The organism is Streptomyces sp. RPA4-2, assembly GCF_012273515.2.
Lineage (GTDB): Bacteria > Actinomycetota > Actinomycetes > Streptomycetales > Streptomycetaceae > Streptomyces > Streptomyces kaempferi.
On record NZ_CP050975.2, the window covers coordinates 1,002,199 to 1,028,911 of the forward strand.

22 protein-coding genes and 1 pseudogene are annotated in these 26,713 nt (G+C 71.8%); 9 read left to right on the plus strand and 14 right to left on the minus strand.

Translation table 11 applies throughout. From position 1 onward, the window contains the following. Positions 1–13: 13 nt before the first annotated feature. The 6 genes and pseudogenes from HEP85_RS04010 to HEP85_RS04035 all read right to left on the minus strand — a co-directional run bounded on the left by HEP85_RS04010 (position 14) and on the right by HEP85_RS04035 (position 6,358). Positions 14–820, minus strand: coding sequence for a DUF1295 domain-containing protein (locus HEP85_RS04010; RefSeq protein ID WP_168526250.1), 807 nt, complete (start codon positions 818–820; stop codon positions 14–16). Beyond that, on the minus strand, positions 817–2,127 hold the full coding sequence (locus HEP85_RS04015; protein WP_168533303.1) for a cyclopropane-fatty-acyl-phospholipid synthase family protein: 1,311 nt from the start codon (positions 2,125–2,127) through the stop codon (positions 817–819). The genes HEP85_RS04010 and HEP85_RS04015 overlap by 4 nt, the downstream gene beginning before the upstream one ends. A gap of 5 nt (positions 2,128–2,132) precedes the next feature. After that, a complete protein-coding gene (locus HEP85_RS04020) occupies positions 2,133–3,401 on the minus strand; it encodes a cyclopropane-fatty-acyl-phospholipid synthase family protein (protein ID WP_168526252.1) in 1,269 nt (422 codons plus the stop codon). Then, positions 3,398–4,279, minus strand: a complete 882-nt coding sequence (locus HEP85_RS04025; protein ID WP_168526253.1) for a DUF1365 domain-containing protein — start codon at positions 4,277–4,279, stop codon at positions 3,398–3,400. The genes HEP85_RS04020 and HEP85_RS04025 overlap by 4 nt, the downstream gene beginning before the upstream one ends. Then, positions 4,276–5,515 (minus strand): annotated as a pseudogene (locus HEP85_RS04030) (NAD(P)/FAD-dependent oxidoreductase). The gene HEP85_RS04025 and the pseudogene HEP85_RS04030 overlap by 4 nt, the downstream one beginning before the upstream one ends. Positions 5,516–5,914: 399 nt before the next feature. Then, complete coding sequence (locus HEP85_RS04035) at positions 5,915–6,358, minus strand: hydrolase (protein ID WP_248001826.1); 444 nt, start codon at positions 6,356–6,358, stop codon at positions 5,915–5,917. 387 nt (positions 6,359–6,745) lie between these two features. Here HEP85_RS04035 and HEP85_RS04040 point away from each other — a divergent pair, with 387 nt between their 5' ends. Further along, positions 6,746–7,186 carry an SPW repeat protein gene (locus HEP85_RS04040; protein WP_168526257.1) on the plus strand — a complete coding sequence of 147 codons (441 nt, stop codon included), beginning with the start codon at positions 6,746–6,748 and terminating at the stop codon, positions 7,184–7,186. 136 nt (positions 7,187–7,322) lie between these two features. Here HEP85_RS04040 and HEP85_RS04045 read toward each other — a convergent pair whose 3' ends face one another. From HEP85_RS04045 to HEP85_RS04055, 3 genes are all read right to left on the minus strand, one after another. Beyond that, positions 7,323–7,955 (minus strand): hypothetical protein, encoded by a 633-nt coding sequence (locus tag HEP85_RS04045; RefSeq protein WP_348772369.1) that lies wholly within the window; start codon positions 7,953–7,955, stop codon positions 7,323–7,325. Continuing rightward, positions 7,924–8,484, minus strand: a complete 561-nt coding sequence (locus HEP85_RS04050; protein WP_211117827.1) for an ATP-binding protein — start codon at positions 8,482–8,484, stop codon at positions 7,924–7,926. Before HEP85_RS04050 ends, HEP85_RS04045 begins: the two co-directional genes overlap by 32 nt. A gap of 453 nt (positions 8,485–8,937) precedes the next feature. Continuing rightward, a complete protein-coding gene (locus tag HEP85_RS04055; RefSeq protein WP_369657580.1) occupies positions 8,938–10,722 on the minus strand; it encodes a helix-turn-helix domain-containing protein in 1,785 nt (594 codons plus the stop codon). A 149-nt stretch (positions 10,723–10,871) separates the two neighbouring features. Between HEP85_RS04055 and HEP85_RS04060 the strand changes: the two genes are divergently transcribed. The 4 genes from HEP85_RS04060 to HEP85_RS04075 all read left to right on the plus strand — a co-directional run bounded on the left by HEP85_RS04060 (position 10,872) and on the right by HEP85_RS04075 (position 16,422). Then, complete coding sequence (locus tag HEP85_RS04060; protein WP_168526264.1) at positions 10,872–12,665, plus strand: Hsp70 family protein; 1,794 nt, start codon at positions 10,872–10,874, stop codon at positions 12,663–12,665. Between the two features lie 29 nt (positions 12,666–12,694). Next, entirely contained in the window at positions 12,695–13,693 is a 999-nt protein-coding gene (locus tag HEP85_RS04065; protein ID WP_168526266.1) for a hypothetical protein, read from the plus strand. 507 nt (positions 13,694–14,200) lie between these two features. Further along, entirely contained in the window at positions 14,201–15,547 is a 1,347-nt protein-coding gene (locus HEP85_RS04070; protein WP_168526268.1) for an aminoglycoside phosphotransferase family protein, read from the plus strand. Positions 15,548–15,762: 215 nt separating this feature from the next. Further along, complete coding sequence (locus HEP85_RS04075; RefSeq protein WP_168526270.1) at positions 15,763–16,422, plus strand: MSMEG_1061 family FMN-dependent PPOX-type flavoprotein; 660 nt, start codon at positions 15,763–15,765, stop codon at positions 16,420–16,422. Here the strand turns inward: HEP85_RS04075 and HEP85_RS04080 are convergent. From HEP85_RS04080 to HEP85_RS04090, 3 genes are all read right to left on the minus strand, one after another. Then, complete coding sequence (locus HEP85_RS04080) at positions 16,413–16,598, minus strand: hypothetical protein (protein ID WP_168526272.1); 186 nt, start codon at positions 16,596–16,598, stop codon at positions 16,413–16,415. The two genes, HEP85_RS04075 and HEP85_RS04080, sit on opposite strands and share 10 nt — an antisense overlap. 142 nt (positions 16,599–16,740) lie before the next feature. Further along, positions 16,741–17,958 (minus strand): M23 family metallopeptidase, encoded by a 1,218-nt coding sequence (locus tag HEP85_RS04085; RefSeq protein WP_369657581.1) that lies wholly within the window; start codon positions 17,956–17,958, stop codon positions 16,741–16,743. After that, on the minus strand, positions 17,951–18,148 hold the full coding sequence (locus HEP85_RS04090; protein WP_168526274.1) for a hypothetical protein: 198 nt from the start codon (positions 18,146–18,148) through the stop codon (positions 17,951–17,953). Before HEP85_RS04090 ends, HEP85_RS04085 begins: the two co-directional genes overlap by 8 nt. 172 nt (positions 18,149–18,320) lie before the next feature. Between HEP85_RS04090 and HEP85_RS04095 the strand changes: the two genes are divergently transcribed. Beyond that, positions 18,321–18,896, plus strand: a complete 576-nt coding sequence (locus HEP85_RS04095; protein WP_168533311.1) for a GNAT family N-acetyltransferase — start codon at positions 18,321–18,323, stop codon at positions 18,894–18,896. Positions 18,897–18,970: 74 nt separating this feature from the next. Here the strand turns inward: HEP85_RS04095 and HEP85_RS04100 are convergent, their stop codons facing one another. After that, positions 18,971–20,425, minus strand: coding sequence for an APC family permease (locus HEP85_RS04100; RefSeq protein WP_329525470.1), 1,455 nt, complete (start codon positions 20,423–20,425; stop codon positions 18,971–18,973). A 183-nt stretch (positions 20,426–20,608) separates the two neighbouring features. On the opposite strand from HEP85_RS04100, the gene HEP85_RS04105 reads away from it, so the two are divergent. Continuing rightward, positions 20,609–21,808: an ROK family transcriptional regulator gene (locus HEP85_RS04105; RefSeq protein WP_248001827.1), complete on the plus strand. Its 1,200-nt coding sequence runs from the start codon at positions 20,609–20,611 to the stop codon at positions 21,806–21,808. Between the two features lie 157 nt (positions 21,809–21,965). After that, a complete protein-coding gene (locus tag HEP85_RS04110) occupies positions 21,966–24,695 on the plus strand; it encodes an exo-beta-D-glucosaminidase (protein WP_211117829.1) in 2,730 nt (909 codons plus the stop codon). A 56-nt stretch (positions 24,696–24,751) separates the two neighbouring features. On the opposite strand, the gene HEP85_RS04115 is transcribed toward HEP85_RS04110, so the two are convergent. Beyond that, complete coding sequence (locus tag HEP85_RS04115; protein ID WP_168526276.1) at positions 24,752–26,197, minus strand: hydrolase; 1,446 nt, start codon at positions 26,195–26,197, stop codon at positions 24,752–24,754. Positions 26,198–26,431: 234 nt separating this feature from the next. Here HEP85_RS04115 and HEP85_RS04120 point away from each other — a divergent pair, with 234 nt between their 5' ends. Further along, positions 26,432–26,695: a GlsB/YeaQ/YmgE family stress response membrane protein gene (locus tag HEP85_RS04120; protein ID WP_168526278.1), complete on the plus strand. Its 264-nt coding sequence runs from the start codon at positions 26,432–26,434 to the stop codon at positions 26,693–26,695. Positions 26,696–26,713 lie beyond the last annotated feature (18 nt).

Here is a 26,713-nt window from a genome sequence, read left to right on the forward strand (position 1 = left end):
GGACGCGGCCCCGTCAGCCGCGCGACTTCGGCGGCAACGGAAAGAAGCCGCTGGTCCTCGCGGTGTACTCGGCGAACCCCGCGCGCCCCGCCAGGTGCCTCTCGAGCAGCGCCTTCCCGCTGCCGTTGATCAGCAGGTAGCTCATCACCAGCGGCGAGAGCACCGACACCGCGGCCGCCGCGCCCGAGTCGCAGGCGAGCAGGAACAGGCCCCACCACACGCAGAAGTCGCCGAAGTAGTTGGGGTGCCGGGTCCAGCTCCACAGGCCCCGGTCCATCACCCGGCCGCGGTGGGCGGGATCGGCCTTGAACCGGGCCAGCTGGGCGTCGCCCACCGCCTCGAAGAACAGCCCGACCGCCCACAGCACGGCGCCGGCCAGGGTGAGTCCGGTCAGGCCGGTGGAGACGTACTGCGCCGCCTGGACGGGCAGCGACACCAGCCAGACCAGGGCTCCCTGCAGGAGGTACACCATGCGCAGGGCGTGGACGTGGCGGTTGCCGGGCGCCTTGGCGAGCATCGCCTCGTATCTCGGGTCCTCGCCGTGACCACGGCCCCGCCATGCGATGTGCAGGGCCAGCCGCAGCCCCCACACCGAGGTCAGGACGGTCACCAGGATCCGTCGCCCCTCGTCGCCCTCGCCCGCGGAGGCCAGGAAGGACACCACCGCCACCGCGGTGAACCCGATGCCCCAGGCGACGTCGACGATCCGGTGCACGCCCTTGCGTACGGCGACCGCGAAGGTGACGAGCATGACGGCGAACGCCGCGGCCGCCGCGAGACCGAGGTTCTGGGCGAACGCTCCCCAGGGGAAGCCGCTCATCGCTCCTCCGCCTGCGTGTACCAGTCCCCCGGCACGGCGGGCATGCCGCTGCTTCCTCCGGGAGCGGGCCGCACGCTCAGGATCTGGTCGACTCCCATGCGCCGCTCCTGGAAGGCGAGGGCCCCGCCGACCAGGTAGAGCCGCCACACCCTGGCCGTCTCCGTCCCCACGAGTCGTACGAAGTCGTCCCAGCGTTCCTCCAGGGTGCGGTGCCAGGCCGCGACCGTACGTACGTAGTGCTCCCGCAGCGACTCCACGGACCGCACCTCCAGGCCCGCGGTCTCCAGCATGCCGACGGTGTCGCCGAGCGGCCTCATGTGCATGTCCGGGGCGATGTACGCCTCGATGAACGCGCCGCCGCCCGGGGCCGCCGAACCCCGCGACATCTGCTGTACGAGGACGCGCCCCCGCGGGCGGACGAAGCGGTGCAGGGCGGCGGCGAACGCCGGGTACTCGGCGACCCCCACGTGTTCGCCCATCTCGATCGCGGTGACGGCCTCGTACGCGCCGCCCGCGATGTCCCGGTAGTCCTGACAGACCACGTCGACCTGGTGTTCGAGACCTCGCTCGCGCACCTGCTCCCGTACGTACGCGGCCTGTTCCCGGGCCAGCGTGACCGCGGTGACCTGGGCCTTGTACCGCTCCGCCGCGTACAGCGTGAGGGAGCCCCAGCCGCAGCCGATGTCCAGCAGGCGGGCACCCGGGACGAGGGCGAGCTTGCGGCAGATCAGCTCCAGCTTGGCACGCTGGGCGTCGGCGGGGCCGAAGTCCGGTTCCTCGCCGGTCCAGTAGCCGCACGAGTAGGCCATGGTCTCGTCGAGGAGCAGGCGGTAGAACGCGTTCGAAAGGTCGTAGTGGTGGCTGATGGCCGCCCGGTCCCTGGACCTGCTGTGCAGGCCGCCGCGCAGTCGCGCCTGCGAGGCGGGCGTCGGGGGCCGCGGGCCCACGGCCCCCAGGCGCAAGGCGGTGCCGGCGGCGCGGACCCGGTCGGCGGCCGTGAGCCGGGGCGCGTGCAGAGTGCGCTCCCGTACGGCACCCCACATGGCGCGCAGGCCCGCCGCCAGGTCGCCCTCGACATCGATCTCCCCGGTGATGTACGCCTGGGCCAGGCCGAGTTCGCCGGGCTGCCAGAGCAGCCGCCGAAGGGCGCGTCGGGTGCGGACGACGACCACGGGGGCGTCCTGGGGGCCGGTCTCGCTGCCGTCCCACGCGCGCAGCCGCAGCGGCAGCGGACCGCCGAGGGCGTCCTCGGCCAGCGCGGCGAGCCGGTGGGCGGCACCGGGACGGTCGGGACGGGCGGTGGTCACGGTGGTCACGGGGTGGAGCCCTCCTTCGTGAACAGGTACTGCTGGACGTCGAGGTAGCCGGCGCGGAATCCCGCTTCGGAGTAGGCCAGATAGAAGGTCCACATCCGGCGGAAGGTCGCGTCGAAACCGAGCCCGCCGACCTCGTCGGCACGCTCGGTGAAGCGTTCGCGCCACAGCCGCAGGGTCTCCGCGTAATGCGCGCCGAACGGGTCCCTGCGGGTGATCCGCAGCCGGGTGTGCTCGCGGGTCACCTGCTCCACGGCCTCCACCGAGGGCAGCAGGCCGCCGGGGAAGACGTACTTCTGGATCCAGGTGAAGGTGTCGCGGCTCGCCACCATCCGGTCGTGCGGCATCGTGATCGCCTGCAGTGCCGCGCGACCACCGGGGGCGAGCCGCGCGTCGAGAGTCGCGAAGTAGACCGGCCAGAACTCCGCCCCGACCGCCTCCACCATCTCGACGCTCACCACGGCGTCGTACGTGCCCTCGGCCTCGCGGTAGTCGCGGAGCTGGAGGGAGACCCGGTCTGCCAGACCTGCCTCGCGCACCCGCCGACGAGCCAGATCCCGCTGCTCGTGCGAGAGGGTCAGCGAGGTGACCTGGGCGCCGCGGGCGGCGGCACGTATCGCCAACTCGCCCCATCCGGTGCCGATTTCGAGCAGCCGGGTGCCAGGTCCGACCTCGGCGAGGTCCAGCAGCCGGTCGATCTTGCGGTGTTGGGCGGCGGCCAGCAGGGGCCACGAGGCGGGGAATCCGCGGAAGAGGGCCGCCGAGTAGCTGAGGGTCTCGTCGAGGAAGAGCGCGAACAGGTCGTTGGAGAGGTCGTAGTGGCGGCTGATGTTGTCGCGGGCGCCGGTGGGTGTGTTGCGCTGCGCGTCCGGGCGGCGCGGCGCCCACAGGCCGCGCAGCCGCTGGAGCGGTTCCGGGATCAGCCGCGCCGCGTGGTCGGCGAGCACGGTGAGCGCGGCGACCAGGTCCGGCGCGTCCCATTCGCCCGCCATGTAGGACTCGCCGAAGCCGACCAGTCCCTCGGTGCCGATACGGCGGTGGAAGGCCTCCGGATCGTGGATCTCGATCACCGGGCCGCCGGTGCCCAGACGGGTTCCGTCGGCGAACCGCGTCTGAAGGGGCAGGCGTCCCAGCGCTCTGCTCAGCACGGCGCGGGTGACGGCGGTCCGGGTGCGCGAGGCCTCCGGCGGCGTCACCACGTCCGGCCAGCGGGCGGGATCCACGTCCCGGCGCTGCGCGGTGGCGGAGCGGGGCTCGGCTGTCCTCATGTGTCACTCTCCTGGCTTCGGTGGCGTGGGCGGGGCTGGACGGGCAGTCCCCGCAGGTAGAGGCGGATGCCATGGACGCGGATGGCGGCCGAGACGGCGGCGGTGGACCACGGGTGGCGCAGCGCGGCACGCAGCAGCGTCCCGACGGTCGCCTCACGGCGGGTCCCGCGCACGGTCGCGGTGAAGGGCCGGGTGCCCTCGCGCTCCAGGCGCACCATGAGGTCGAGGCGGTCGTCGGGGAGGGGAAGGCGCATGCGGTACTCGCCGTCGACGGGGAAGAAGGGCGAGACGTAGAACTGCTTCTCCGTGCGGTAGAGCCGCTTCTCGGCCCGGTGGGTCTCCCTCCCGGGCGGCTCAGCCGGGCGGCTCGTCGGCTCCGACGACGAGGAGGGCTCCGACGACGAGGAGGGCTCCGAAGGCTCGTGGGCCGCGACGGCGTGGTGGTCGTCCCGCTGGTCCCCCGTCGTCCCGGCGTCGTCCGGGAGCAGCAGATAGCAGTGCCGTTCGCCGTACGTGTTGTGCACCTCGGCGACCACGCAGCGCGGTGCGCCGCCGGGGTCGTGGCACCAGTAGAGGGTGAGCGGGTTGAAGACGTGACCGAGGACCCGCGCGTGGGCGAGCATCGTGACCGGGCCGCCACGCAGATCGATGCCGTGCCCGGCGAGGAAGCGGTCGAGCCCGGCGCGGATGGTCGGCTGGTCCCCGTCGAAGTGGTCACGGGGGTCGAAGCCGGCCAACGGGCGCAGCGGAAGGGGCAGTCGGGGCGGATGGTCGGGGTCCGTCAGCCACATGTACGTGCGGTGGCGCAGCGCGTACCGGGTCGGCGCGGTCCGTACGTGCGAGACCGTGCAGGGGTAGAGCGCGGGGGTGCCGCTCACCACGTCACCCCCAGGGCCGCGGCGGCCGCCACGCCGGAGCGGCAGCCGTCCTCGTGGAATCCCCAGCCGTGGTAGGCGCCCGCGTAGGCGGTCACCGCGCTGTTCAGTCCCGGGAGCCGGGCCTGCGCGGCCACGGACTCCGGTGTGTAGACGGGGTGTTCGTACACCATGCGGGCCAGGACACGGTCCGGGTCGACGCGGTCCTCGCCGCCGAGGGTGACCACGTAGTTCTCGGGTGCGTCGAGGCGCTGGAGCCGGTTCATGTCGTAGCTGACGCGGACCCGGTCCGCGTCGGCGTCGCACGAGGGCATCAGGTAGTTCCAGGAGGCCCTCGCCGACCGGGCGCGCGGCAACAGCGCGGTGTCGGTGTGCAGGAGGGTGGCGTTGCGGGAGTAGCGGAAGGCGCCGAGCACCTCTCGCTCGCGCTCGGTGGGGTCGGCCAGCAGCTTCAGGGCCTGGTCGGGATGGACCGCGATCACCACGGAGTCGTACGACGCGATGGCGCCGTCCGCCGTGGTGACGTCCACGGCGTCGGGGTGCCGTCGCACGGCCCGGACGGGGGCGGAGGTGTGCACGGCGTCGAGCTGTTCGGCCACGCGGTCGACGTAGGAGCGGGAGCCCCCGCTCACCGTGCGCCAGACCGGGGAGTCGCTCACCGAGAGCATGCCGTGGTGCTCCAGGAAGCGGAACAGATAGGCGGCCGGATAGCGGCCGGCCGTGGCGGGGTCGCAGGACCAGACCGCCGATACCAGTGGGGTCGCGAAGTGCTGTACGAAGTACGGCGAGAAGCGCTCCCGGGTCAGGAACTCGCCCAGTGTCAGGCTCTCTTCGCCGCCCGCCGAGAGCAGTCGCCGGGCCGCGCGGTGGAAGGCCGGCACTTCGGTGAGCATCCGGAGGTAGGAGCCGCGAAGGGCGCTTCGCGGTCGTGCGAACAGGCCTGCCGGTCCGCGCGCGCCCGCGTATTCGAGGCCGCAGCCCTCGCAGCGCACCGACATGCTCATCTCCGACTCCTGGGTGGCGACGCCGAGTTCGTCGAACAGTCTCAGGAGGTTCGGGTAGGTACGGCGGTTGTGCACGATGAAGCCGGAGTCGACGCGGTGCACCCTGCCGTCGGAGGAGGCGAGGTCATGGGTGTGCGCGTGGCCGCCGAGCCGGTCGTCCGCCTCGTACAGGACCACCTGGCGTGCGCGGCCCAGCACGTGGGCGGCGGTGAGTCCCGCCACGCCCCCCGCCGATGACGGCCGTCCGCCGCCCCGAATCCCGCTGCGCACGCCGTCCGTACTGTCCGTACTGTCTGCGGTCTGCGGTCTCCTCGTCCGCACCCGAGGCGTCCCCTGACGCTTGCCGCACCATGTCTCCTCCCACCGGGCTCGCCTGTTTCGGCTTCAGAGCTCTCGGCCCTATTCCGAAGCTGCGGCGGTGATGGATTGGCCGGAACGGGCTCTTCCTCCGATCGGGTGAGAGGCCGGTGCGCGCAAGGGCGAAATGCCTGGTCGGCGAGGAGAGGGACAGCGCGAGACGGTCGTACGGAGCGTTTCCGCGCGGCTACCGTGGGCCATGGCCGGGGGCGCCCCCACGGGACGCTCCCCGGCTCGGCACGCAGACTTCGCCGGGCGGCGGGACGGGTCCGGTCCGTCATCCGCCCCCGGGCCGCGGCCGCTTGAAGCCGAGCAGCGCGCGGTAGCGCTCGCGCGTCGTGAACTCCCGCAGAGTCCAGATCACCGGCCGCCCCACCTCGGCACAGAGATGAAGGACCCGGCCCTCCCCCACGACGACCCCGACATGGGCACCCCACGCCTGGTCGCCGGGGCTGAAGAGGGCCAGGTCCAGCGGCCGGGACTCCCGTACCCGCTCGGTGAGTACGGTGTCGTCCCACAGATCGCTCGAACGCCAGGCGGGCAGGCGCGGGCCGAAGTGGCGCAGCACCTCGTAGGCGAAGTACTGGCAGTTGGCGCCGTCGGCGAGGCCCGGCCTCTCGGTGACGGACCGCGAACCCGGAAAGCGCCGGCCCACGTACGGAGTGGACCAGATCCGCTCGGGGAGGCGCGCTGTCAGTTCGCTCTCACTCGGTTCCCGCACTCGCGCCTCCGTCCGTGCAGCGGGCCGGTTCCGAGGGGTCGTGCGCGCCGGAGACGTCCACCATGTCGCCGCGCGGGCGCGCCGGTTCCCTCAGCCCGGCGTGGTTGCCGAGCCGCAGCGGCCTGTCCACCTCGGGGACCCGCCGGAGGACGTCCCGCCCCGCCGTACTTACCGACCGCGTCGAACCCGAACCGGGCCACAGGTCCACCGCGACGCGCGGGCCCCGCCCCGAATCCGTCGTCCCTCTCCCGCCCTTCTCGCCGGCTCGGGTGAAGGAGAGCCGACTCTACACATAAAGAAGAAATAAGCGCACAATAGGTACAAACGGCTCTTACCGCACACCACACCAGAAGCGGTCAGGCCTGCCGAGATCGAAGGAGTCGACTCATGGCCAACGTCTCGCACCCCAGAAACGACATCACGACCCACCCGGACGCCTCCGAAATGCGGGACCGGTACGCCCGAGTGATGGGCGGCCGCGATGTGGCGCTCGTCGACGGACCCGTGTTCCTGCTCGGTCTGTACTGCGCCGTGTCCCCTTGGATCCTCCACTACACGACGAGTCAGCCCGCCCTCATGACCCACAACCTCGTCATGGGTATCGCGATCGCCGTGCTGGCACTCGGATTCACCGTCACGCCTGAGAGGATGTACGGCCTGAGCTGGGCCATCTGCGCGATGGGCGTGTGGATGATCATCTCGCCGTGGGTGGTCGGCACCAGCCCGGACACCGGCGTGGTGCTCAACAACATCATCATCGGCGCGCTGGCCGTGGTGCTGGGGGCGGTGTGCGCGTTCACCGCGACGAAGAGCACTTCCCGGACGTAGGCCCGGCCGTCGCTCCCGGACACCGACGCGTTCGCGGGAAAGGAAGCGGACGGCAGCCTGAGGCCGGTCCCGCCCGTGCGGGCCGGCCTCACCGCGCGCCGCCGTGAACCGCCCGCGACCATCGCCCGGCTCGGCGTCAGAGTCCCGTGCCGAGTGACCATCTCGGGGCACTTCCCGCGAGACGGCAGGTGAGGAAGTACAGCGGAATCGGGGGTGTGTAGGGCGACTCGCCCTCGGGACGGTGGATCAGACGCGGTCGGCCGGAGCGCGCGCGCCGCAGGACCCGCGTCCAGGACGGGTCGGCCAGCCGGGCGCCGATCACGTAGCGCGTGGAGGACGGCCAGGTGACACCCAGGTGGGATCCGGACGGGACGATCCACCACCACCGCTCGTCGTCGGCGAAGACGCAGCCGACACGGGGCAGGCAGTCCATGATCCGTTCACCGTGTTCCCGGGAGGTGCCCACGGCGTCGCACCCCAGGCTCGGGGACAGTTCGGCGGGTATCACCAGGCGTGACGGGTGCTCGGGCGACGGCGCCGCGGGCGGTTGCGTGCGCGGTTCGGGGACGAAGGCGTGCCCCCGCGGGTCTGCGGACGGGGTATGCGCACGGGGGCCGAGGGCGGTGCCGCACTCGCGTGGGCCGAGGGCGCCGAACTCGCGGGGATCGAGGGTGGCGCCGAACTCGTGCGGATCGACGGCGGTGACGTGGTCGCGGGGGTCGCGGGCCGAGGTGTGTTCACACAGGTCGGGAGTGTGCTGTCGTTCCATCAGACGGAGATCCTTCGGCCGAGTGGGGGATGGGCCGGGCGTTATTAGTGGTCGGCGGACGGCTGATCGAGGCAGGACTGCCGCTCCGCGACGGCAGGACGGCCCAGACGATGCGGCCGGACCCGTCGGCGGTGTCCCTGACGCCCCAGTCGCTGCTCAGGGCGCTGACCAGCTGGAGTCCGCGACCGCGCTGGTCCTCTGGTCCCGGCTGACGCGGCGCCGGGAGGGTCCAGCCACGGTGCTGGTCCTCGACCTCGATGTGGAGCGGACCCCGGGCGATATGGAGTCTGCACACGATCCACTCGCTCGCCGTGTGCGTCAGAGCGTTGGTGACGAGTTCGGAGGTGATGAGGACAGCGTTGTCATGCGTCTCAGGATCGATGTCCCACTCACTCAGAAGGTCACCCACATGTCTTCGGGCCACACCTACTGACGCGGGGGCCGCGCGCAGGGCGAACACTCCGGCCCGGTGGGGGTATTCGTCCCCCGGCAGTCGGTCCAAAGGCTGGGGGAGGGAGGGCGGGGTCATCGCCGTTCGCCTTTCGTCTGCCTGCACCACAGGCGGTGCCAGTGCCGCTCCGGAGGCCCGGTGCCGCCACGAGATGCGTCCATCTCGTCGCGCAAGGCGTCGTGCCACAGCCCCGTCTCCCCCAACTGGGCTGTGTGGCCTCTCCCTTGACCGTTCCAAGGACGACAGGACCACTGTCGCAGCTGCCGACAGCACCCCGCAACCGACAAGCTGAAATTTGCAGAGTGCCAGGTGCACGCTTCCCTCGTCGACGGATGACCGTGCCGGCCGCGCCCTCGAAGCCCGCTGTCAGGGGGTAAGGCGTGTCCCCTTGAATCCGACTGGGGTGGCGCGCCGCCCCGGACAGCGCCCGTCGGTCCGGCGCCACCTACCTAAGACACCTGGGCGGCGCTCCAGCCACCCGACGGCTCCGCGTCCGTGGCTCCCGGCCGGCGGGAACCGCGGCGGCGGCCCTCACGCGTCTGCCGTCGAGTCCAGCAGGGCCGCGCACTCCGCCGCGAGGGCCGCCATCCCGTAGGCCCGTGCCACGCGCAGCGCCTCCCGCAGGAGCCGGGAGGCGTGGGCGGCGGTGCCGGGGCGGCCCGTCCTGCGCAACGCGCGGGCGCGGGCCAGTCGCAGACGGGCCAGTTGGGGCTGGGAGGAGCGCACCGGCTCGGCTGCCACGTGGAATTCGGCGAGCGCGGTGTCCGGCTCCCCCGCGGCCAGCGCGAGCAGCCCACGGGCCCGAGCGGTCGGGCCGACCAGCACGGTGGGCCAGCCCGCGAGGGCGATCTCCTCCCCGTCGTGGGCGGCCAGACGGTCGCGCAGTCCCGGCACGACCTCGCGCAGTTCGGTCTCGAATCCGCCCCGCGCGTCGAGTGCGGCGCTCACCTCGGCGAGCAGGACCAGCGTGGGCACCGCCCACCCGGAGGGCGGGAACCGGGTGAAGTCGGCGGTGTCGTGCGCGAATCCCACGAGCCGGTCCGCCCCTTCGGCGTACTGGCCCGTCTCGCACAGCGCGAGCGCCAGACCGGCCCGCCAGACCGGGAAGTAGCCGTGCCGCTCGACGGTGTCGGCCAGACCCGAGGCGAACAGGTCCGCCATCCGGCCCTGTTCCCGCAGCAGCCAGTAGGCCTGTCCGAGGCGGGTCTGCTCAAGGTTGTCGGCGGGGACGGCCAGATCGGCGGATAATCGCTCGACGAACGTCACCGACTCGCCGAAGATCCAGGCCGCCGCCTGCTCGAACCGGCCGTGCCAGAGGTCGAGCAGGGCGTCCAGGGTCCGCTGCTGCCAGACGGCGAGGACACTGCGGGTGTCGGCGGCGTGCTTGCGGTACTGGTTCGCCGTGGCCAGCGCGCTGTAGACCTTGCCGACACGCAGCTGGTCGATGGCGAGCGCCATCAGTGCCTCACCGCGGAAGTACGCGGAGTCGTGCCCCGCCGCCGCGTCACGCAGCCGTTCGGAGAGCAACAGGGACTCGGCGGTGGGGACGAAGTCGTACAGGCCCCAACGGCATTCGGTGAGCACCTCGCAGCGCACCTCGTCGTCCTTGCCGTCCACGGCCAGCCGACGCAGCGTGCCACGCGCCAGCCGCGCTCCCTGCTCAGGCCCCGCCCGGCCCGCCGCGGTGTCCTCACTGACGGCCATGGCCAGCTTCTTCGCCAGGTGCGCGTTGAGCCGCAGACGCAGTCCGGCGGCCTCCACTCCCCCGTTCTGCCCCAGCGCGGCCAGACTCTCCCTGATCCATTGCAGTAGTTCGTGGTCGACCTGTCCGGGATCCGACCAACGGCGGGCCATCCTGATCACGGCCTCCGCCTGGGCCGACGGATCGCCGTCTGCGCGCGCGTACGCCGCCCGATAGAGACGCTCCGCCTCCCGCATGTCCCCGGTGGCATGGCTGAGGTCGCCGCGCCTGAGCAGCCGGTCGAACTCGTCGCGCCGCCGGGCGCCGTCCGAACCGTCCTGACCCGGCGACGACTTCACCAGCTTTCCGGTCCGCTCCCGCGGACCGGCGCCGACCGTCTTCGAGATGCGCTCGAAGGAGGGATCGGGAACCAGGGCGAGCAGCGCGCCCCTGGCGTCCAGCCGCTCGTCGCAGAGCTGCGCGAGTTCGCTGGTCACACGCCGCTGGCCCGTCTCGATCCGGCTCAGGAAACTGCGGCTGCAGTGCACCTCTTCGGCCAGTTCGCCCAACGACTTCCCGGCCGCCGTCCGACGCCGGCGCAGTTCCGCGCCGAACGCGTTCTCTTCGATCGTCATCCCTCCAACGGCTCGCGCCCTGGCACCTGTTGCCAGAAATCGTTGGCAACAGCCGACCGCTCCGCGTTGGCGCGGAAACCCACCAGTCTGTGTGTGAGCGAGCTTACAGGGAGCAAGCGCGCGGACACCGGCAGACAGGAGCCTCGGGCATGGGTGCGGACGGTCCCAAAGTGGTGGCGGCGGTCGACTTCGGCACCCATGGCACCGGCTTCGCCTGGGCGGTGAGGACTCCGCCGAACGATGATCCGCGCACCAGGAGGGTGCAGTTCTTCACGCGCTTCCCCGGCCGCCAGCTGGACTACCCGAAGAACCTGACCGCGATCCTGCTGTCCGCCGGGGGCGGGACGGTCGCCTGGGGCCACCGGGCCCACGGCCTGTGGGCCGAGGCCCTCGCCAAGGGGGAGGCCGACGGGCTCGGCTACGCCTACGCCTTCAAGACGGCGTGGAAGAGCGGCGGCACGATGTCGGGCATGCCGACGGTGGGTGGTTTCGTCGACCTCGGCGACCGGGGCCGGGTCCGGGAACTGACCACCGCGTACCTCAAGGAGATCCGCGAGCTGGCGATGGCGGAGATCAGGGGGATGAAGTACACGGAGCGGGAGGTCCGTTGGTGCATCACGGTCCCCGCGATCTGGGACGACGAGGGCAAGGCGGTGATGCGCCGGGCCGCGGTCGACGCGGGGTTCCCCGACGATCCGGAGCGCCTGTTGCTGGCCATCGAGCCGGAGGCCGCCGCGCTGTACTGCTACTTGCGGATGGCGGACGCGGACGCGGCTCCCTCCGAGCCTGCCCGGCTGCCCCTGCATCTCGACGGGTTCCGGTTCGTGGTGATCGACTGCGGCGGCGGAACCGTCGACATCACGGCCTATGAGTCGGACAGCGGGGCCGGACCGTCGATCGCGCTGCGCGAGATCGGCCTCGCCACCGGTGGACATCTCGGCTCCGAGTACGTCAACCAGGCGTTCCGGGACACGACGCTCGGCGAGCGGTTCGGGCCGGCGGTCCTGAAGCGCATCGAACGGGACCACCCGGGTGAGTTGTTGGGGATGTCCCGGCAGTGGGAGCTCGCCAAGCGCACGGTCGAGGTCGAGCGGGACGCCTACTCGGTCGCGCACGTGCTGGATCCGGTGCGCATCGAGGTTCCGGCCGTCGTGTGGACCCTCCTCGACGAGCCGGTGCGGGCGCGGCTGATCCGGGACGCGGGCGGCCTGCCCCGGCAGATCGTCCTCCCGCCGGACGAGGTGGAGGGACTGCTCGACGAGACGGTGGACGGCATCCTGGACAAGGTCGCGGAGCAGCTGGCCACCATCGCGCGGACCGGAGGGACGGGTCCCGAGCCCGAGACCCTGGTCCTGGTGGGCGGGTTCGCCCGGTCCGAGTGGCTGCGCGAACGGATGCGCGCCCGCTTCGGCGGGCGCCATCGCGTCCTGGTCCCGCCCGATCCGGCCCTCGCGGTCCTGGAGGGCGCCGTCCACTTCGCCTACCGGCCGGACGTGTTCGTCTCCCGGCAGGCCAAGTACACCTACGGGTTCGAGACGGCCAAGCCATTCGAGGAGGGTGTGGACTCCACGATGCGCATGTACCGCGACGACGAGGGCGATGTGCTGTGCGTCGGCCGTTTCGGCATCGCCGTTCGCCGTACGGACGGCGTGCGCGTGAAGGACGCCTATCCCTTCCGCATCGCGCCGGTCCGCGAGAAGCAGCTCGAGTTGGATGTACGTCTGTACCGCACGGCCGAGCCCGATCCCCGGTACGTCGACGAGGACGGGTGCGAGGAGATCGGCCGGCTGACCGTCGACCTGAGCAGCACGGTCGGCAGGCCGCTGCGAGAGCGCGCCGTGATGCTGCTGTTCTACTTCGGCGCCAGTGAACTCCGGGTCGAGGTGTTCGACCCGGCCACCGAGGAGACCAGTCGGGTCTCCGTCGACTTCGACCGGATGTAGCCATGGCCGGACACCCCGAGGGAGGAATCGTGTTCTTCAACCGCCACAAGGCCGAACCCCCACAGGACGCCGGGGGCGGGTCCGGCGAACGCCCCTCCGTCGGCGGCCCGCGCCTCGTGGAGGAGGAGACGGCCTTCCTGATCCCGCAGTCCGAGTGGAAGCAACTGGCCGTCAGGCTGGACGGCCTGGAGGCGCTGGAGGCGCGGGTCCGGAAACTGGAGGCGGACGCGGACGCGCGGTGGGCCGCGCCGCGTTCGCGGACACGGTCCGAGAGGGGCGAGTGGGCCGACCGGGTGGAGCGCCGGATGCGGGGCTTCGACACCAGGCTGCGGGACACGCTCGCCGGAATCGGCCCGCTCGGTGACCGGCTCACGGAGCTGACCGTGCGTCATGAGCACATGGGCGAGCGGACTCTGGCGCTGGAGAGCACCGTCGCCGACACCCGCCGTCTCCTCGACGAGTTGGGTGAGGTGCTGGACCTGGTGCGCGTGGCCCAGGTGGAGGAGCGCACCGACCTCACCCGGGAGGACTTCCTCGTCCACTACGACCTCGCCGGACGGCTCAAGGCGCTGTACACGCAGCGCATGCCAGATCTGATCCAGCCCCGGCTGACGGCGGAGCGGCCCCGTGATGTCGTGCGCCGTCAGGCCGAGTTGATCCGCCGGCTGTGCCTGGCGCTCTTCGGCCCGGAGGAACACGACGGGGTCGGGGACCCCGACCTCGACGAGCTGGCCCGCATCACCACCGACGCCGGGCGGGTGGGGCTCGACCAGCAGCACCAGAGGCTGTTGGAGCGGGTGGGCGCGGAGGCCTCGAACCTGTCCCGGGCCATGAACGAGAGCGGCTATGCGAGCCGTTTCGACTTCTCGGTGGAGCCCGGCATCGCGGCGGACCCCCGGGAGCACGCTCTCTGGCTCTCCTGCGAGGCGGGCCGCCCCGTCGCCTTCGTGGTGTGTCCGGGCTACCGGGCGGCGGACCGGCGGCTCCTGGAACCGTTCGTCTTCACCGAGTCCGGCGGGGAGGGCTGAGGGCCGTGCGGGAACCCTTCGGCTCGCCGGAACATCGGTCAGTTGTCCACGAGTTGACATCCGCCAGGCGCTCCCTCGCGGGGATCGGCGCCCGGATGACGTCCTGTGCGACCGGGGTTCGGACCCGGCACAGGAAGGTTTCGGTCCGGGGCGCGCGGGGGGCGCTCCGGCCCGGAAGCCCGTACGCGCGCGGGTGGGCCGGCCGGTCGGCGACGTGCCGGTCACCGGCCGTGACCCGCTCGCGCGGCGGCGGGTGACGCACGGCCTCCGGACGCGTGCGGCCGTGGACAGAACCCGCGGCGGGCCGCGCCGGAGGCCGGCACGGACCACCGGGCCCGAGGGGGACGGGGGAAGGAGGGGGAGCGGAGTGCCCGATGTACGTCCGACGAGGGAAGGTCGGACCTGCGGTGACGGGCCGCGGCCATCGGCTCCGCTCCCCCTCCGGCATGCGCGGACCCGGCCCGATATTCACTCGCCGGGGCCGCCCGGCTCGCCCACACTGTCGCCGTGACGAGAACGGTGAGTGCGTGGGTCAGCGCGGGTGACGAGGTGCTCGGGGGCGTAGGGCCGTTCCCCGTGGACATCCCCTGGTGGTCCGAGGCGGCACCGGTGGTCGACCGGCTGGAGAAGCTGCTCGGCGTGCCCGTGCTGGTGCTGCGTCTGGTGGACGTCGACGGGGGCGAAGGCGGCCGGGACGGTCATGCGACCTATCACGTCGAGGCGTTGGGGCGCCCGGCCCCCGGTACCCTGGAGCAACGGGCCGTCGGTCCGGATCTGTTGGACGGCCACGAGGTCTTCCGGTCGCCCTGGGCCCGCACGGAGGGTCTGCGCGAGCTGCTCGGCTGGGCCGAGGAGACGCTGGCCTCCGCGGGACGGCCCGTGACCGGTCCGGTGGAGCAGCGTCGTACGTGGAACCTGGCCGGCCTCTTCCGGCTGCCCACCGCGCGGGGCCCGGTCTGGCTCAAGGCGACACCGCGCTTCGCCGCCGACGAAGCGGCCGTCATCACCGCGTTCGCGCGGGTCGGCACCGGCCTGGTCCCGGTGCTTCTCGGCTCCGGCGAGCGGCGCATCCTGATGGAGCACATCCCGGGTGTGGACTGCTGGGGGCCTTCCACGGAGACGGTCGGCGCGGCGGTGGAGCGCTTCGTGGCCGCGCAGGCGGCGCTCGCGGACCAGGGTCCCGCGTGTCTCGGGGACGACTCGTCGCCGTCGCACCACGCGGACGGCCCGGCCCGGCCCCGTTCCGGCCACGGCCTGTCCCCCTCCGGTGCCGGGAGCGAGTGGTCGTCTCCGTCCGGCGTCCCGGACCGGCGCATCCCGGGGCTGGTCAGCGCGGTCCACGCACTGCTCGACGGACCCGCCGCCGCAGAGCTGACCCGGCAGGAACTGTTCGAGGCAAGGGAGTTGACGCGGCGCTGGGAGCCGCTCGCCGACTGCGGTCTGCCCGACACCCTGGTGCACGGCGACTTCCACCCGGGCAACTGGCGCAGCGACGGCGGGCCGCCGGTCGTCGTGGACTTCGCCGACGCGCACTGGGGCCATCCCGTCCTGGACGGCCTGCGCGTCCACCACTTCCTCCCCGAGGCCGGCCGCGCGGCGGCCGCCCGCGCCTGGGCCGACGCCTGGAAGGCCCGGGTGCCCGCGAGTGACCCGGCGCGCGCCCTCGTCCTCGCCGAACCGCTCGCCCTGCTCACGTACGCCGTCCGGTACCAGGAGTTCCTGGACGGCATCGAGCCGTCCGAGCGGGTCTACCACGAGGGGGATCCGGCGGACGCGATCCGCGCGGCGCTGCGGTCCGCACGGAATCCGAGCCCTTACCTGGCGGCCGCGGGGACTCCCACCCGGACGAAGTGATCCCGGCCTGGCCCCGTGGTCGGGCGACGGGGGGAGTCACGCGAACACGCCAAGGGGTGCGGCCCTGACGGTCGCTGATCGTTGTGGTCAGGGGCCGGACATAGTCGCACGGACCTGTTTGATCTTCACACACCGGACGGCTCGCGCGGCCTTCCGTGTGTCCCCGCACGCACCGAGCAAGATCGGTCGCAGCTCGGCCCCATAGGGTCGGAGGCATGACGTCACCCCTTACCGGCAGTGCTTTCGACTCGCTCCGCCTCGACGCCGTGGCCGACCAGGAGGCGCTGCGCCGGGCCTACGGACTCCCCAGCGACGCGGCCGTGCAGAAGCAGATGACCGAACTCACCGAGCAGACCCAGCGGTTGATCGGCTGCTCATCGCTGGTCCTGATCGCCAGCGCGGACGCCGAGGGCAACTGTGACGTCTCCCCGCGCGGCGGCCCCGCCGGGTTCGTGGCCGTGCTGGACGCTCGGACGGTGGCGATACCGGACGCGACCGGCAACAAGCGTCTGGACACCCTGCGGAACGTCGTGGCGACCGGACGGGCCGGGCTGTTGTTCCTCATCCCGGGGCGCACCACGACGCTCAGGGTGAACGGCCGGGCCTGCGTCTCCACCCGCCCGGAGCTGCTGTCGCAGCTGACCGCCGTGGGCAGGCCGCCGGCCAGTGCGCTGGTGCTGGGGATCGAGGAGGTCTACCCGCACTGCCCCAAGTCGCTCCTGCGCAGCGGGGCCTGGAAGCCGGATCAGTGGCTGCCTGCGGACGCCCAGCCGACCTCGGCCGAGGTGACGCTGGCCCAGCTGCGGATGCCGGAGCTGACGATCGCCGACATCGAGCAGGCGGAAGCGGACTCGCTGAAGTACCGCTACGAGTAGCGGGCAGACCTGCGCCAGGACGGTGGCGGTGAGGCCGGTCCGGGCAAGCAGCGCTGTTCACCGGTGGAGGTGTCGGGGCCTTCGTCGCGCACCACGGTGAGAGGTTGTGTTCCCGCCGTCGCGGCCCGGTCGGTGATGTCGTGGAAGAGGTGGGCGTCGGCAGTGGTGCCGCCCACCGAGGTCACCCACGGGGAACCGCTGCCAAGAGAGGCACCTTCGGTTCTGGGGCGCCGGACGGCGCGCAGGGCAAGGCAGGGCGGCACGCGCCGCGGCTCGTCGTACGCGCCGGCCGACCGGCCTGATGAGGGAGGCCGGGGCTTACGTGCGGACGGTCCGGCCCCGGCACAGTGGCCCCGTGATCCCCGTGAACTCCAAGTCGAGTCCGAGGCCGTCGCGTTCGGCATGGATGTGCAGGTGGGGCTCCGTGGTGTTGCCGGAGTTGCCGACCTCGCCGAGCACCTGCCCGGCGCGCACGGGGTCGCCCGCCGCCACCGTCACGGTGCCGCGGCGCAGGTGGGCGAGCTTGACGACCTCGGCACCCGTGTCGATGAACACATGGTTGCCGTACGGGGGTTGGTACCGGATGATGCCGGGTTCCTGGTCGTCGACGTGACCCGCGGCGGAGATCACCGTGCCGTCGCACGGTGCGTGCAGGATCTGCCCGTACACGAGATAGCTCTCGTTCCCCGCGCGCGTGCCTCCGTCGCGTGCCCGCGCACCGCCGGGGCCGACCTGGATCACGTCCAGGGCGCCGCGCTGCTCGGGGAAGGGCGCGTGATGGTTCAGGCCGGGCCCGCCGCCTTGTGCCACGTACCAATTCCCGCCCTGCAGAGGGAAGGTGAGGGGACGCGACACGGCCGTCCCCCAGCGATGACGCCGCGCCCGGAGCAGGAACCCTCCGAAGACGGCGGTCAGGACGACGCCCACGGCCAGTTCACCCTCACCGCCACCCGCCAGGGGCAGCCCCGGCAGCCGGCAGGCGGAGGCGAGGCCCACCAGCGCGCCGGCCTCCACGGGCCGGCGTATCCACCACGGCAGCCGGGCCGGAGTGCGCCAGCCCTCCAGGAGGAGGTACCCGGCCGCCACGATGAGCAGACGGCCACACCAGGCGATGCGGGAGGGGGCCTGCCAGCACGCGTCGATACGCGCGGCCAGGAGCAGCGCCCACACGGCCCACACCAGGGCGGCGCGCGCTCCGTGGGGGATGCGCACGCGCGGTGCGCGGTACGCACCCGGGGCGATCAGGAGCCCGTCGAGCACCTGACCGTCGCCGGTGGTGGCGAAGGCGAGCGCCCGCCCCTTGGTGCCCTCGATCACCAGCCCGTCGGGGCTGTCCCGTACGCCGGTGATCTCGCCGACCCGTTCGCGGGTACCGTCCATGATCTCGTCGAGCCGCTCACGCCCCACGGCGGCGACCACGCGCGGCGCGAGAGACTCCCGGTGGACGCCCTCGACGGTGAGGAACCTGTACAGGATGTCCGCCGCCGGCCGCCCCATTCGGCCGGGGCCTGTCGGATTCCCCGCCTCCTCACGCATCGACCGCACCGTCCCTCCCCGCCGCCATCGCCACGGGTGTCATGCCGCGCTCCGGGGGCAGCGGCCAACTCCACGGTGCGACGCGGTCTTTGACGGACCCGAAACGGCGCTCGATCGACCGGTAGTCGTCGTCGCGCAGACATGCGCAGTCCGCGCCGATCATCAACAGCCCGAAGCACACGAGTCCCATGCACGTCATGATGCCCAGGTGCATGCCCTCCAGGGCCAGGGGGTCGGCCTTCCGGAGAGCTTCATCCTCCGTGGCAGCACGGCTCGGGAGCCGGGCAGGACAGCCACGTGGACCGGGCGGCCTGCTCCGACGGCCTCTTGGCCGCCCGGCGTCCAAGGGGGAGGATCGGCCCATGGACGACCGGACGAGTCTCGCTCTCCCCGCCCCCCTGCGGCTGGCCGGGTTCGGGATACAGCTGCGCGAGTGGACCGACGAGGATGTGCCGGATCTGGTCGCGCTGTACGACGACCCCGAGATCGACCGGTGGACGCCGGTCGCGTCGCCGTTCGGCACCGGGGACGCGCGGGACTATCTCGCGGCGGCCCGTACGAAGCGGGCGGACGGGCACGCGGTGCAGCTGGCCATCACCACCGACGGCCGCACGGCGCTCGGTGAGATCCTGCTGTTCCACAGCGCCGTCGACGGACGCGACGTCGAACTCGCCTACGGGATCGGGGCCGCCCACCGCCGGCGGGGACTGGCCGCCGGGGCGGTGCGGCTCATGGTGGACCACGCCCTGCGGAACACCCGCGCACGCCGTGCGGTACTGCGCATCGAGGACGGCAACACGGCGAGCGAGGGGGTGGCCGGGGCCACCGGGTTCGTACTCACGGACGACGACCCGGTGGTCCGGACCGCGAAGGGGCGGGAGGTCGTCCTGCGCACGTGGTGCCACCTCGGCGACGGCGGACGGCCGACCGGACGGTAGCGCCCGGCCCCCGCCGCGGTCGCGTCGTCCGACCGGTGGACGGCCACGGGACGGCGGCGGGACGGAGCACCCGCTCAGGTGGCGGCCGGCTCCACCTCCGGTGCCGGCCCGGTCAGGTACTCCTCCGAGATCTCCTTCGGCCCGAAGGGCCACACCTTCTCCAGCCGCGCCCACACCACGAAGGCGACGCAACCGAGAGCGACCCAGGCCAGGGACCACTCGATGGGGTGGCGGCCCGGGGAGTTCTTGTCCGCGTAGCCGTAGATGGTGAGCCAGCCGATCAGCGCGATGAGACTCGGGAGCGGGTAGAGCCACATCTTGTACGGGCGCCGCAGCGCCGGTTGACGTCGGCGCAGCACCGAGAGGGCGACGATCTGCGCCAGCGCCTGGACGATCACCATGACCGTGGTGAGGAGCTGGATCAGGGTGGCCAGGTCGGTGTGGCGGCCGATGAGGAAGCCGATCGCGGTGATGACGCCCATGGTCGCCAGGCCCAGCATCGGGAAGCGGTGCCTGGGGTGCAGTTTCGCGTACGGGCGGAAGAAGACGCGTTCGCGGGCCGCGTCGTACGGGACACGCGAGCCGCCCAGCAGTCCGGTGAAGACGGAGGCGAACGCGGTGATGAGGATGAGCACGGTGACCGTGTCGGCGGCGCCCTTGCCCCAGGTCTCCTCCAGGACGGCCGAGGCCACGGAGGTGGAGGCGATGTCACCGGGATCGGTCATCCGGTGCCAGTCGACGACGCCGAGCGTGCCGATCTGGAGCAGGAGGTAGATCGCCATGATGCCGAGGATGGAGAAGATGATGGAACGGGGCAGGGTGCGGCCCGGGTCCTTGATCTCGGCGCCCATGTACGCGGTGGTGTTGTAACCCAGGTAGTCGTAGATGCCGATGGTCAGACCCGCGGCGAACCCGATCCAGAAGTGACTGCTGGTCAGCTCGAAGGCGTGCGCCGGGTAGGTGAAGGCCAGATGGGCGCTGAAGTCGGTGGCCGCGGCGACGATCACCAGCAACACCGAAGTGATCATGACGGCCCACATGACGGCCGTGATGCGCGCGATGTGCTCGACGCCGCGCCACAGGAGCACGACGACGAGGAGGATGACACCGAGGCCGACCAGGTCCCCGGTGGTCCTTCCCATGTCGGGAGCCAGATATCCCAGGTACTGGACGAAGCCGACCACGCCGGTGGACATGATCAGCGGAATGAAGAGCATGGCCGTCCAGACGAACAGGAACGGCATCAGGCGTCCGGAGCGGTACTGGAAGGCCTGGCGGAGATACACGTAACTGCCGCCGGAACCGGGCATGGCGGCACCGAGTTCGGCCCAGATCAGGCCGTCCGCGAGGGCCAGTACCGCACCCGCGACGAAGCCCATGATCGCCTGCGGGCCACCGAACGCGGCGACCATCAGCGGGATCGTCACGAACGGACCGATCCCGCACATCTGGCTCATGTTGATGGCGGTGGCCTGGAACAGGCCGACGCGGCGGACGAAACCGCCGGTGGGTGGCGGACTGCCGGACATGGGGCCTCCTGTGATCGGGACGAGCGGGAGAGGGACGGCGTACGGGAACGGCCCGGATGGCGGCCGACGGATCAGGGGCGGCGGGTGACCGGCCGGCGCTGGGCTCTCCTCGGCTCGCCCGGCGAGGCTGACTGGGCGATAAAGTTAAGGAGCCTTACTAGATGCGTCAAGGGGGTGTCATGAATGCGTGAGAATGGAGCGATGCCCGCCCGCGACGCCAACGAGCAGCCCGAACAGCCCTGGAACCGCCGACGGCTGCGCAGCACCAACGAGCGACTGCTCCTCGACCGGTTGCGCGCCGGCGGTCCCGCGTCGCGAGCCCAACTCGCCCGCGAGACAGGCCTGTCGAAGCCGACGGTCTCCAGCGCGCTCGCCGCGCTGGAGGAGGCCGGACTCGTCCACGAGGTCGGCACGCACGCTCCGGAACGCGGCCGGGTGGCCGTCCTCTACGCTCCGGACCCCGCGGCCGGCCACGCGCTCGGCATCGACATCGGCCGTGGCTGGCTGCGGGTGGCGCTCGCGGATCTGGACGGCGCGGTGGTCGCACGCGCCGACGTACGCAACCGGGCGCGCAGTTCGGGGGCGATGGCCGACCTGGTGGTCGCCACCGCCCGCCAGGTCGTCGCCAACTCCGGCCTCGGCACCGACGAGGTGGCCCACGCGGTGGTGGGCACACCGGGCGTGTACGACGAGAAGCAGCGCCGGGTGCGGTACGCGATGCATCTTCCGGGCTGGGGCCGGGCGGGCCTGTTCGACCGGATGCGCGAGAAGCTGGGCATCCCGCTGGAGGTGCACAACGACGCCAATCTCGCGGCCCTCGGCGAGTACACCTACGGCGTCGGCGCGGGCAGCCGGCTCTTCGCGTACATCATGATCGGCACCGGTCTCGGCATGGGTGTGGTCAGCGAGGGGCGGCTGTTCACCGGGGCGCACGGCGGTGCCGGGGAGATCGGGTTCCTGCCCTGGCCGGGGCAGCAGAAGCCGGAGACACTCGAGGACGCGGTGTCGGGCGTGGCCGTGGTCGAGGCGGCGCGGCACTTCGGCATGACCGGACAGCTCACCGCGAAGGCCGTCTTCGACGCGGCGCGCGAGGGTCATCCCGCGGCCGTGCGCGCCGTCCACCTGGAGGGCGAGCGGATCGCGCACACGGTCGCGGCAGCGGCGGCGGTGCTCGATCCCGATCTGGTGGTGCTGGGCGGCGGGGTGGGTCACAGCATCGACCTGCTGCTGCGGCCCGTACGCGAGACCCTGCGCACGCTCACACCGCTGCGCCCGAAGATAGTGCCCAGTCGGCTGGGCGAGGACGCGGTGCTGCTCGGCGCGGTGGCCACGGCGCTGGGCACGGCCAGGGACGTGGTGTTCGACCGGCGGTCGGCCTCCTGATCACCGGGTCCGCGGCGGCCTCCTGATCAACAGGTCCGCGGTGCCCGGTGATTGACCCCACCGACACGGGCGACCTAGCTTGTGGGCCCAGTTAGTAAAGTTTCCTAACTTGCAGTGCCGTAGCGCGGATGATCCCCCACCCCCAAAGGAGACCACCGTGTCGGACCGCTCTGCCCCACGTCGGCGCCTGACCACGGCCGCCGTCGCCCTGAGCCTCCTGGGCACCCTCGCGACGGGCGCCTGGGCGGGGTCCCGTGACGCCGGACCGGCCACCGCCGCCCCCGCCCGTGCCACGCCGGTACCGTCCGCGGCAGGTGGCACCACCGCGCTATCCGGCTACGCGATCCAGTCGACGGCCAAGGTCACGGACTCGGCGGCCGCCGTCTCCAGCCCCGGCTATCCGGCCACCGGATGGTATCCGGCGGGCTCGCGGTCCACGGTTCTCGCGGCGCTGCTCGCGGACGGCGTGTACGCGGATCCGTTCTACTCGACCAACCAACAGCGGATCCCCAAGGCCGACTTCACCGTGCCCTGGTGGTACCGCTCGGACTTCACGGTCGGCGACACCACCGAGCGCAGCTATCTGGACTTCAGCGGGGTGATCTCGGCCGCCGACGTCTACGTCAACGGCGAGCGCGTCGCGGGCGCCACGGAGGTGGCGGGGGCCTACACCCACCACGAACTCGACATCACCTCACTGGTACGGGCGGGTACGAACACGGTCGCGTTCCGCATCCGGCCCAACCAGCCCGATCAGAACCTCACCATGGGCTGGATCGACTGGATCCAACCACCGCCCGACGAGAACATGGGCATCGTGCGTGACGTCCTCGTCCGTCGCGGGGGCCCGGTCGCGCTCCGTGACGCGCACGTCGTGAGCAGACTCGCCGTCCCCTCGCTCGCCTCCGCGGACCTGACCGTGAAAGCGCGGGTGCGCAACGACTCGAACACCGCGGTCACCACGACGGTCTCCGGCACCGTCGGCTCGACGGCGGCCTTCAGCAGAGCCGTGCCGCTCCGCGCGCACGAGACGAAGACCGTGACGTTCACCCCCGCGGACTCCCCCGGCCTGCGTCTGGACGCGCCGAAGGTGTGGTGGCCCGCGGGCATGGGCGGCCAGCCGCTGTACGGCCTCGGCCTGACCGCCACCGTCGCCGGCGCCGTCTCCGACACCGCGCACGAGGACTTCGGCATCCGCGACGTGAAGGCGCCGCTCGACGCCGACGGCGCGCGGCAGTACCTCATCAACGGCCGCAAGCTGCTGATCAGGGGCGGCGGCTGGTCCCCCGACGAGTTCCTGCGCTGGGACCGGACGTACGTGGCGGACCGGCTGAAGTACGCGCTCGACCTGGGCCTCAACACCATCCGCCTCGAGGGGCACCTCGAACCGGACGAGTTCTTCGACCTCGCCGACCGGTACGGCATCCTCACGCTGCCCGGCTGGGAGTGCTGCGACAAGTGGGAGGGGAACGTCAACGACAGCGAGTCGGGCGACCCGTGGACCGCCGCCGACCATCCGGTCGCCAAGGCGTCGATGGCCGCGGAGGCCGCCCGGCTGCGCGACCACCCGAGCGTCGTCTCCTTCCTGATCGGCAGCGACTTCGCGCCGGACGCGACGATCGAGAAGGACTACCTCGACGCCCTGAGGGCCGCTGACTGGGCAACCCCCGTGGTCGCGGCCGCCTCCGACAACTCAGCGCCTGTCAGCGGCCGTTCGGGCATGAAGATGACCGGCCCCTACGACTGGGTCCCGCCGGACTACTGGTACGCGAAGCGCGAGGGCGGCGCCACCGGCTTCAACTCCGAGACCAGCGCGGGCCCCGACGTCCCCACCCTCGACACCCTGCGCCGCATGATGTCCCCCGCCGAGCTCGACACCCTCTGGAAGAACCCCGGCGCCCCGCAGTACCACCGCTCACCGTCGGCGACCTTCGGCACCCTGAAGATCTACGACGCCGCCCTGGCCGGCCGCTACGGCCCGCCGACCGGCCTCGCGGACTACGTACGCAAGGCGCAGCTCGCCCAGTACGAGAACACCCGCGCCCAGTTCGAGGCCTACGGACGCAACGCCACCGACTCCGCGAAGCCCTCGACCGGAGTCGTCTACTGGATGTTCAACAGCGGATGGACCTCGCTGCACTGGCAGTTGCTGGACCGCTACCTCGACCAGGGCGGGGCCTACTTCGGCGCGAAGAAGGCGAACGAGCCGCTGCACGTCCAGTACTCCTACGACGACCGCTCGGTCGTGGTCGTGAACAAACGGCACACGCCCGCCTCCGGGCTCACCGCCCGGGTCACGCTCTTCAACACCGACGGCACCCGGAAGTACGACCGGACGGCGACCGGAGTGAAGGTGGACGGGGACGGCGCGCACAGCACCGCGCTCACCGTGCCGGCCTCGGTCGGCGGCCTGTCGGCGACGTACCTCGCACGACTGGTCCTCACCGACTCCCGGGGCAGGACGGTCAGCCGCAACGTGTACTGGCTCTCGACCCGGGCCGACACCCTCGACTGGGCCCACACGGACTGGTACCACACGCCGACGACGAGCTACGCCGACCTCAAGGGGCTCGGTTCCATGGCGCGGGTGCCGGTCTCCGCGACGGCTTCGACCACGGCCGGTCCCGGCGGCACCTCCACGACGACGGTCACGGTACGCGGCCCCGGGTCGGGGAGGACGCCGTCGCTGCTCACCGACGCGCATCTGGTGGACTCGAAGGGCCGGCCCGTGCTGCCGGTCCGGTGGTCCGACAACCAGGTCAGCCTGTGGCCGGGGGAGTCGGCGACGCTGACCGCCACCTACCGGACCGCGGACCTGCACGGCTCCGCCCCCAGGATCCGGATCTCGGGGTGGAACACGCCGCAGACGACGGTTCCGGCGGCCTAGAACCGGCGAAGGGGCGGGCCCGTTCCCGGGCCCGCCCCTCGCTCACCCGACGCGTGTCAGCTGACGTTGAGCGCCGTGTCGTCGAGGACGAACGACGTCTGCAGCATGGAGCCCTCGGTGCCGGTGAACTTGACCGTGACCGTCTGCCCGGCGTAGGCGGACAGGTTGAGACTGCGCAGCGTGTACCCGGACGCGGCGTTCAGGTTCGAGTACGTGGCGAGCGTCGACAGCACCGTGCCACCGCTGTTCAGGACCTGGGTCTTGAGGGTGTCGTACGCGGTGCTGGTGGTCGTCTCGGCCGTGTCCACGTGGAGATAGAAGTTCAGGGTGGCCGCACAGCCCGACGGGATGGTGACCGTCTGGGCGAGCGTGTCGGTGCGGGCCGAGCCGTAGCCGTCCATCCAGGCCTTGTACGAGCCGGTGCGGGCGGCCTCGCCGCTGCTGTTGGTGATCACACCGCTGGTGGCGGTCCAGGAGCCGGTGCCGGACTCGAAGCCGGGGTTGGCCAGCAGCTGGGCGGCGGTGCAGGTGCCCCCGCCACCACCGCCTCCGCCACCACCGGTGCTGCCGGCACCCGCGAGCCACTCGGTGGCGTTCAGGGCGAGGGCGGCGTTCGTGGCACCGGTGTCGTTCCAGCCGTCGTACAGCGTGTTGCCTGACGAACCGGTGCCGTCGTCGATCGGCGAACTGTCGCCCCAGAAGGCGACCTTGCCGCTGCCGAAGGTACTGGTGGCGAAGAACGCGCCGGTGTTGCCGGAGTAACCGCTGCGGTAGACGAGCCCCTTGACGGCGGAGTTGTCGGACGGCTTGAGGGTGGCCGTGGTGCCGTCGGCGATCAGGCTCTTGGTGACGGTGCCGAACGAACCATGCAGGACCGGGTTGGTGCTGTCGCTGACGGCCGCCGGGTATCCGGAGCCGACATCGAGCGTGTCGATCGAGAAGCCGAACGGGTCCGTGGAGTCGACGCTGTTGTTGGTCATCAGGTCGTTGAAGATCTCGACCGCGTCGTAGCCGTCGTTGTTGCGGTCGGCGCCGGTGTGGTCGGAGACCATGAAGAGGCCGCCACCGTTCTTCACGAACGTCATGATCGCGGTCTTCTCGGCGGTGGTGAAGAGCGTGTTGGGCTCCGGAAGCACCAGTTCGTCGAAGTTCGACAGGTCGTTCGCGGCCGAACCGCCGTAGGTGAGGCTGGAGCCCGAGGGCAGTGTCCTGAGGCTGTAGTCGCCGGTCTTCTGCAGGGCGACGCCCCAGGAGGAGAGGGCCCCGGTCCAGTCGGTCTCGGACGACGGCGAGGAGTCCTGGCCCAACGGGTCGGGCTGGCTGGTGGAGATGACCCAGTCGGCGTTGCCCGCCGTCTCGGCGTGACCGTTGTCGAACAGGACGCGGTGCTGGGTCGCCGCGGCGGCCGGAGCGGACGCCTGGACGGCCGCGCCCGTGACGACCAGTGCGAACACGGCCAGCCCCGAGGCGAGTCTGTGGCGGGACTTTCTGAATCCAAGCATCCGGCGAACCTCCATGGGTGTGGGGAGAGGCGGTGCGGGCGCCCAAGTCTCCGCGCGTAGAACGGTGATCAGCCGTCTTCCGCGCGACAGATTATTGAACGGTACATGGCAATCTTCCGGGTGCACAGAAGCCCGTCGGGTCGGATCGGAGGACGGCCGGCAAGTCGAGCGGACTGTCTCCGCCCGCAGGGGGAACACCCCTAGATGCACGGGTCCAGAATTGAAGGGGCGGACATGGAGATCTCAGGCATCATCAGTGCCATCGTCATCGGCATCATCATCGGCGTACTGGGTCGGCTCGTCGTCCCAGGACGCCAGCACATCGGCATCCTGTGGACGATCGTCGTCGGCATCGTCGCCGCGTTCATCGGCGCGGGGATCGCCTCCGCGTTCGGCGTGGCCGACACCAAGGGCCCGGACTGGATCGAGTGGTTCATACAGATCGCCGTCGCGGCGGTCGGCGTCGCGGCGCTCGACCGGGTGAAGGTACGCCGCTGACGCGCGGGGCGGGCACAC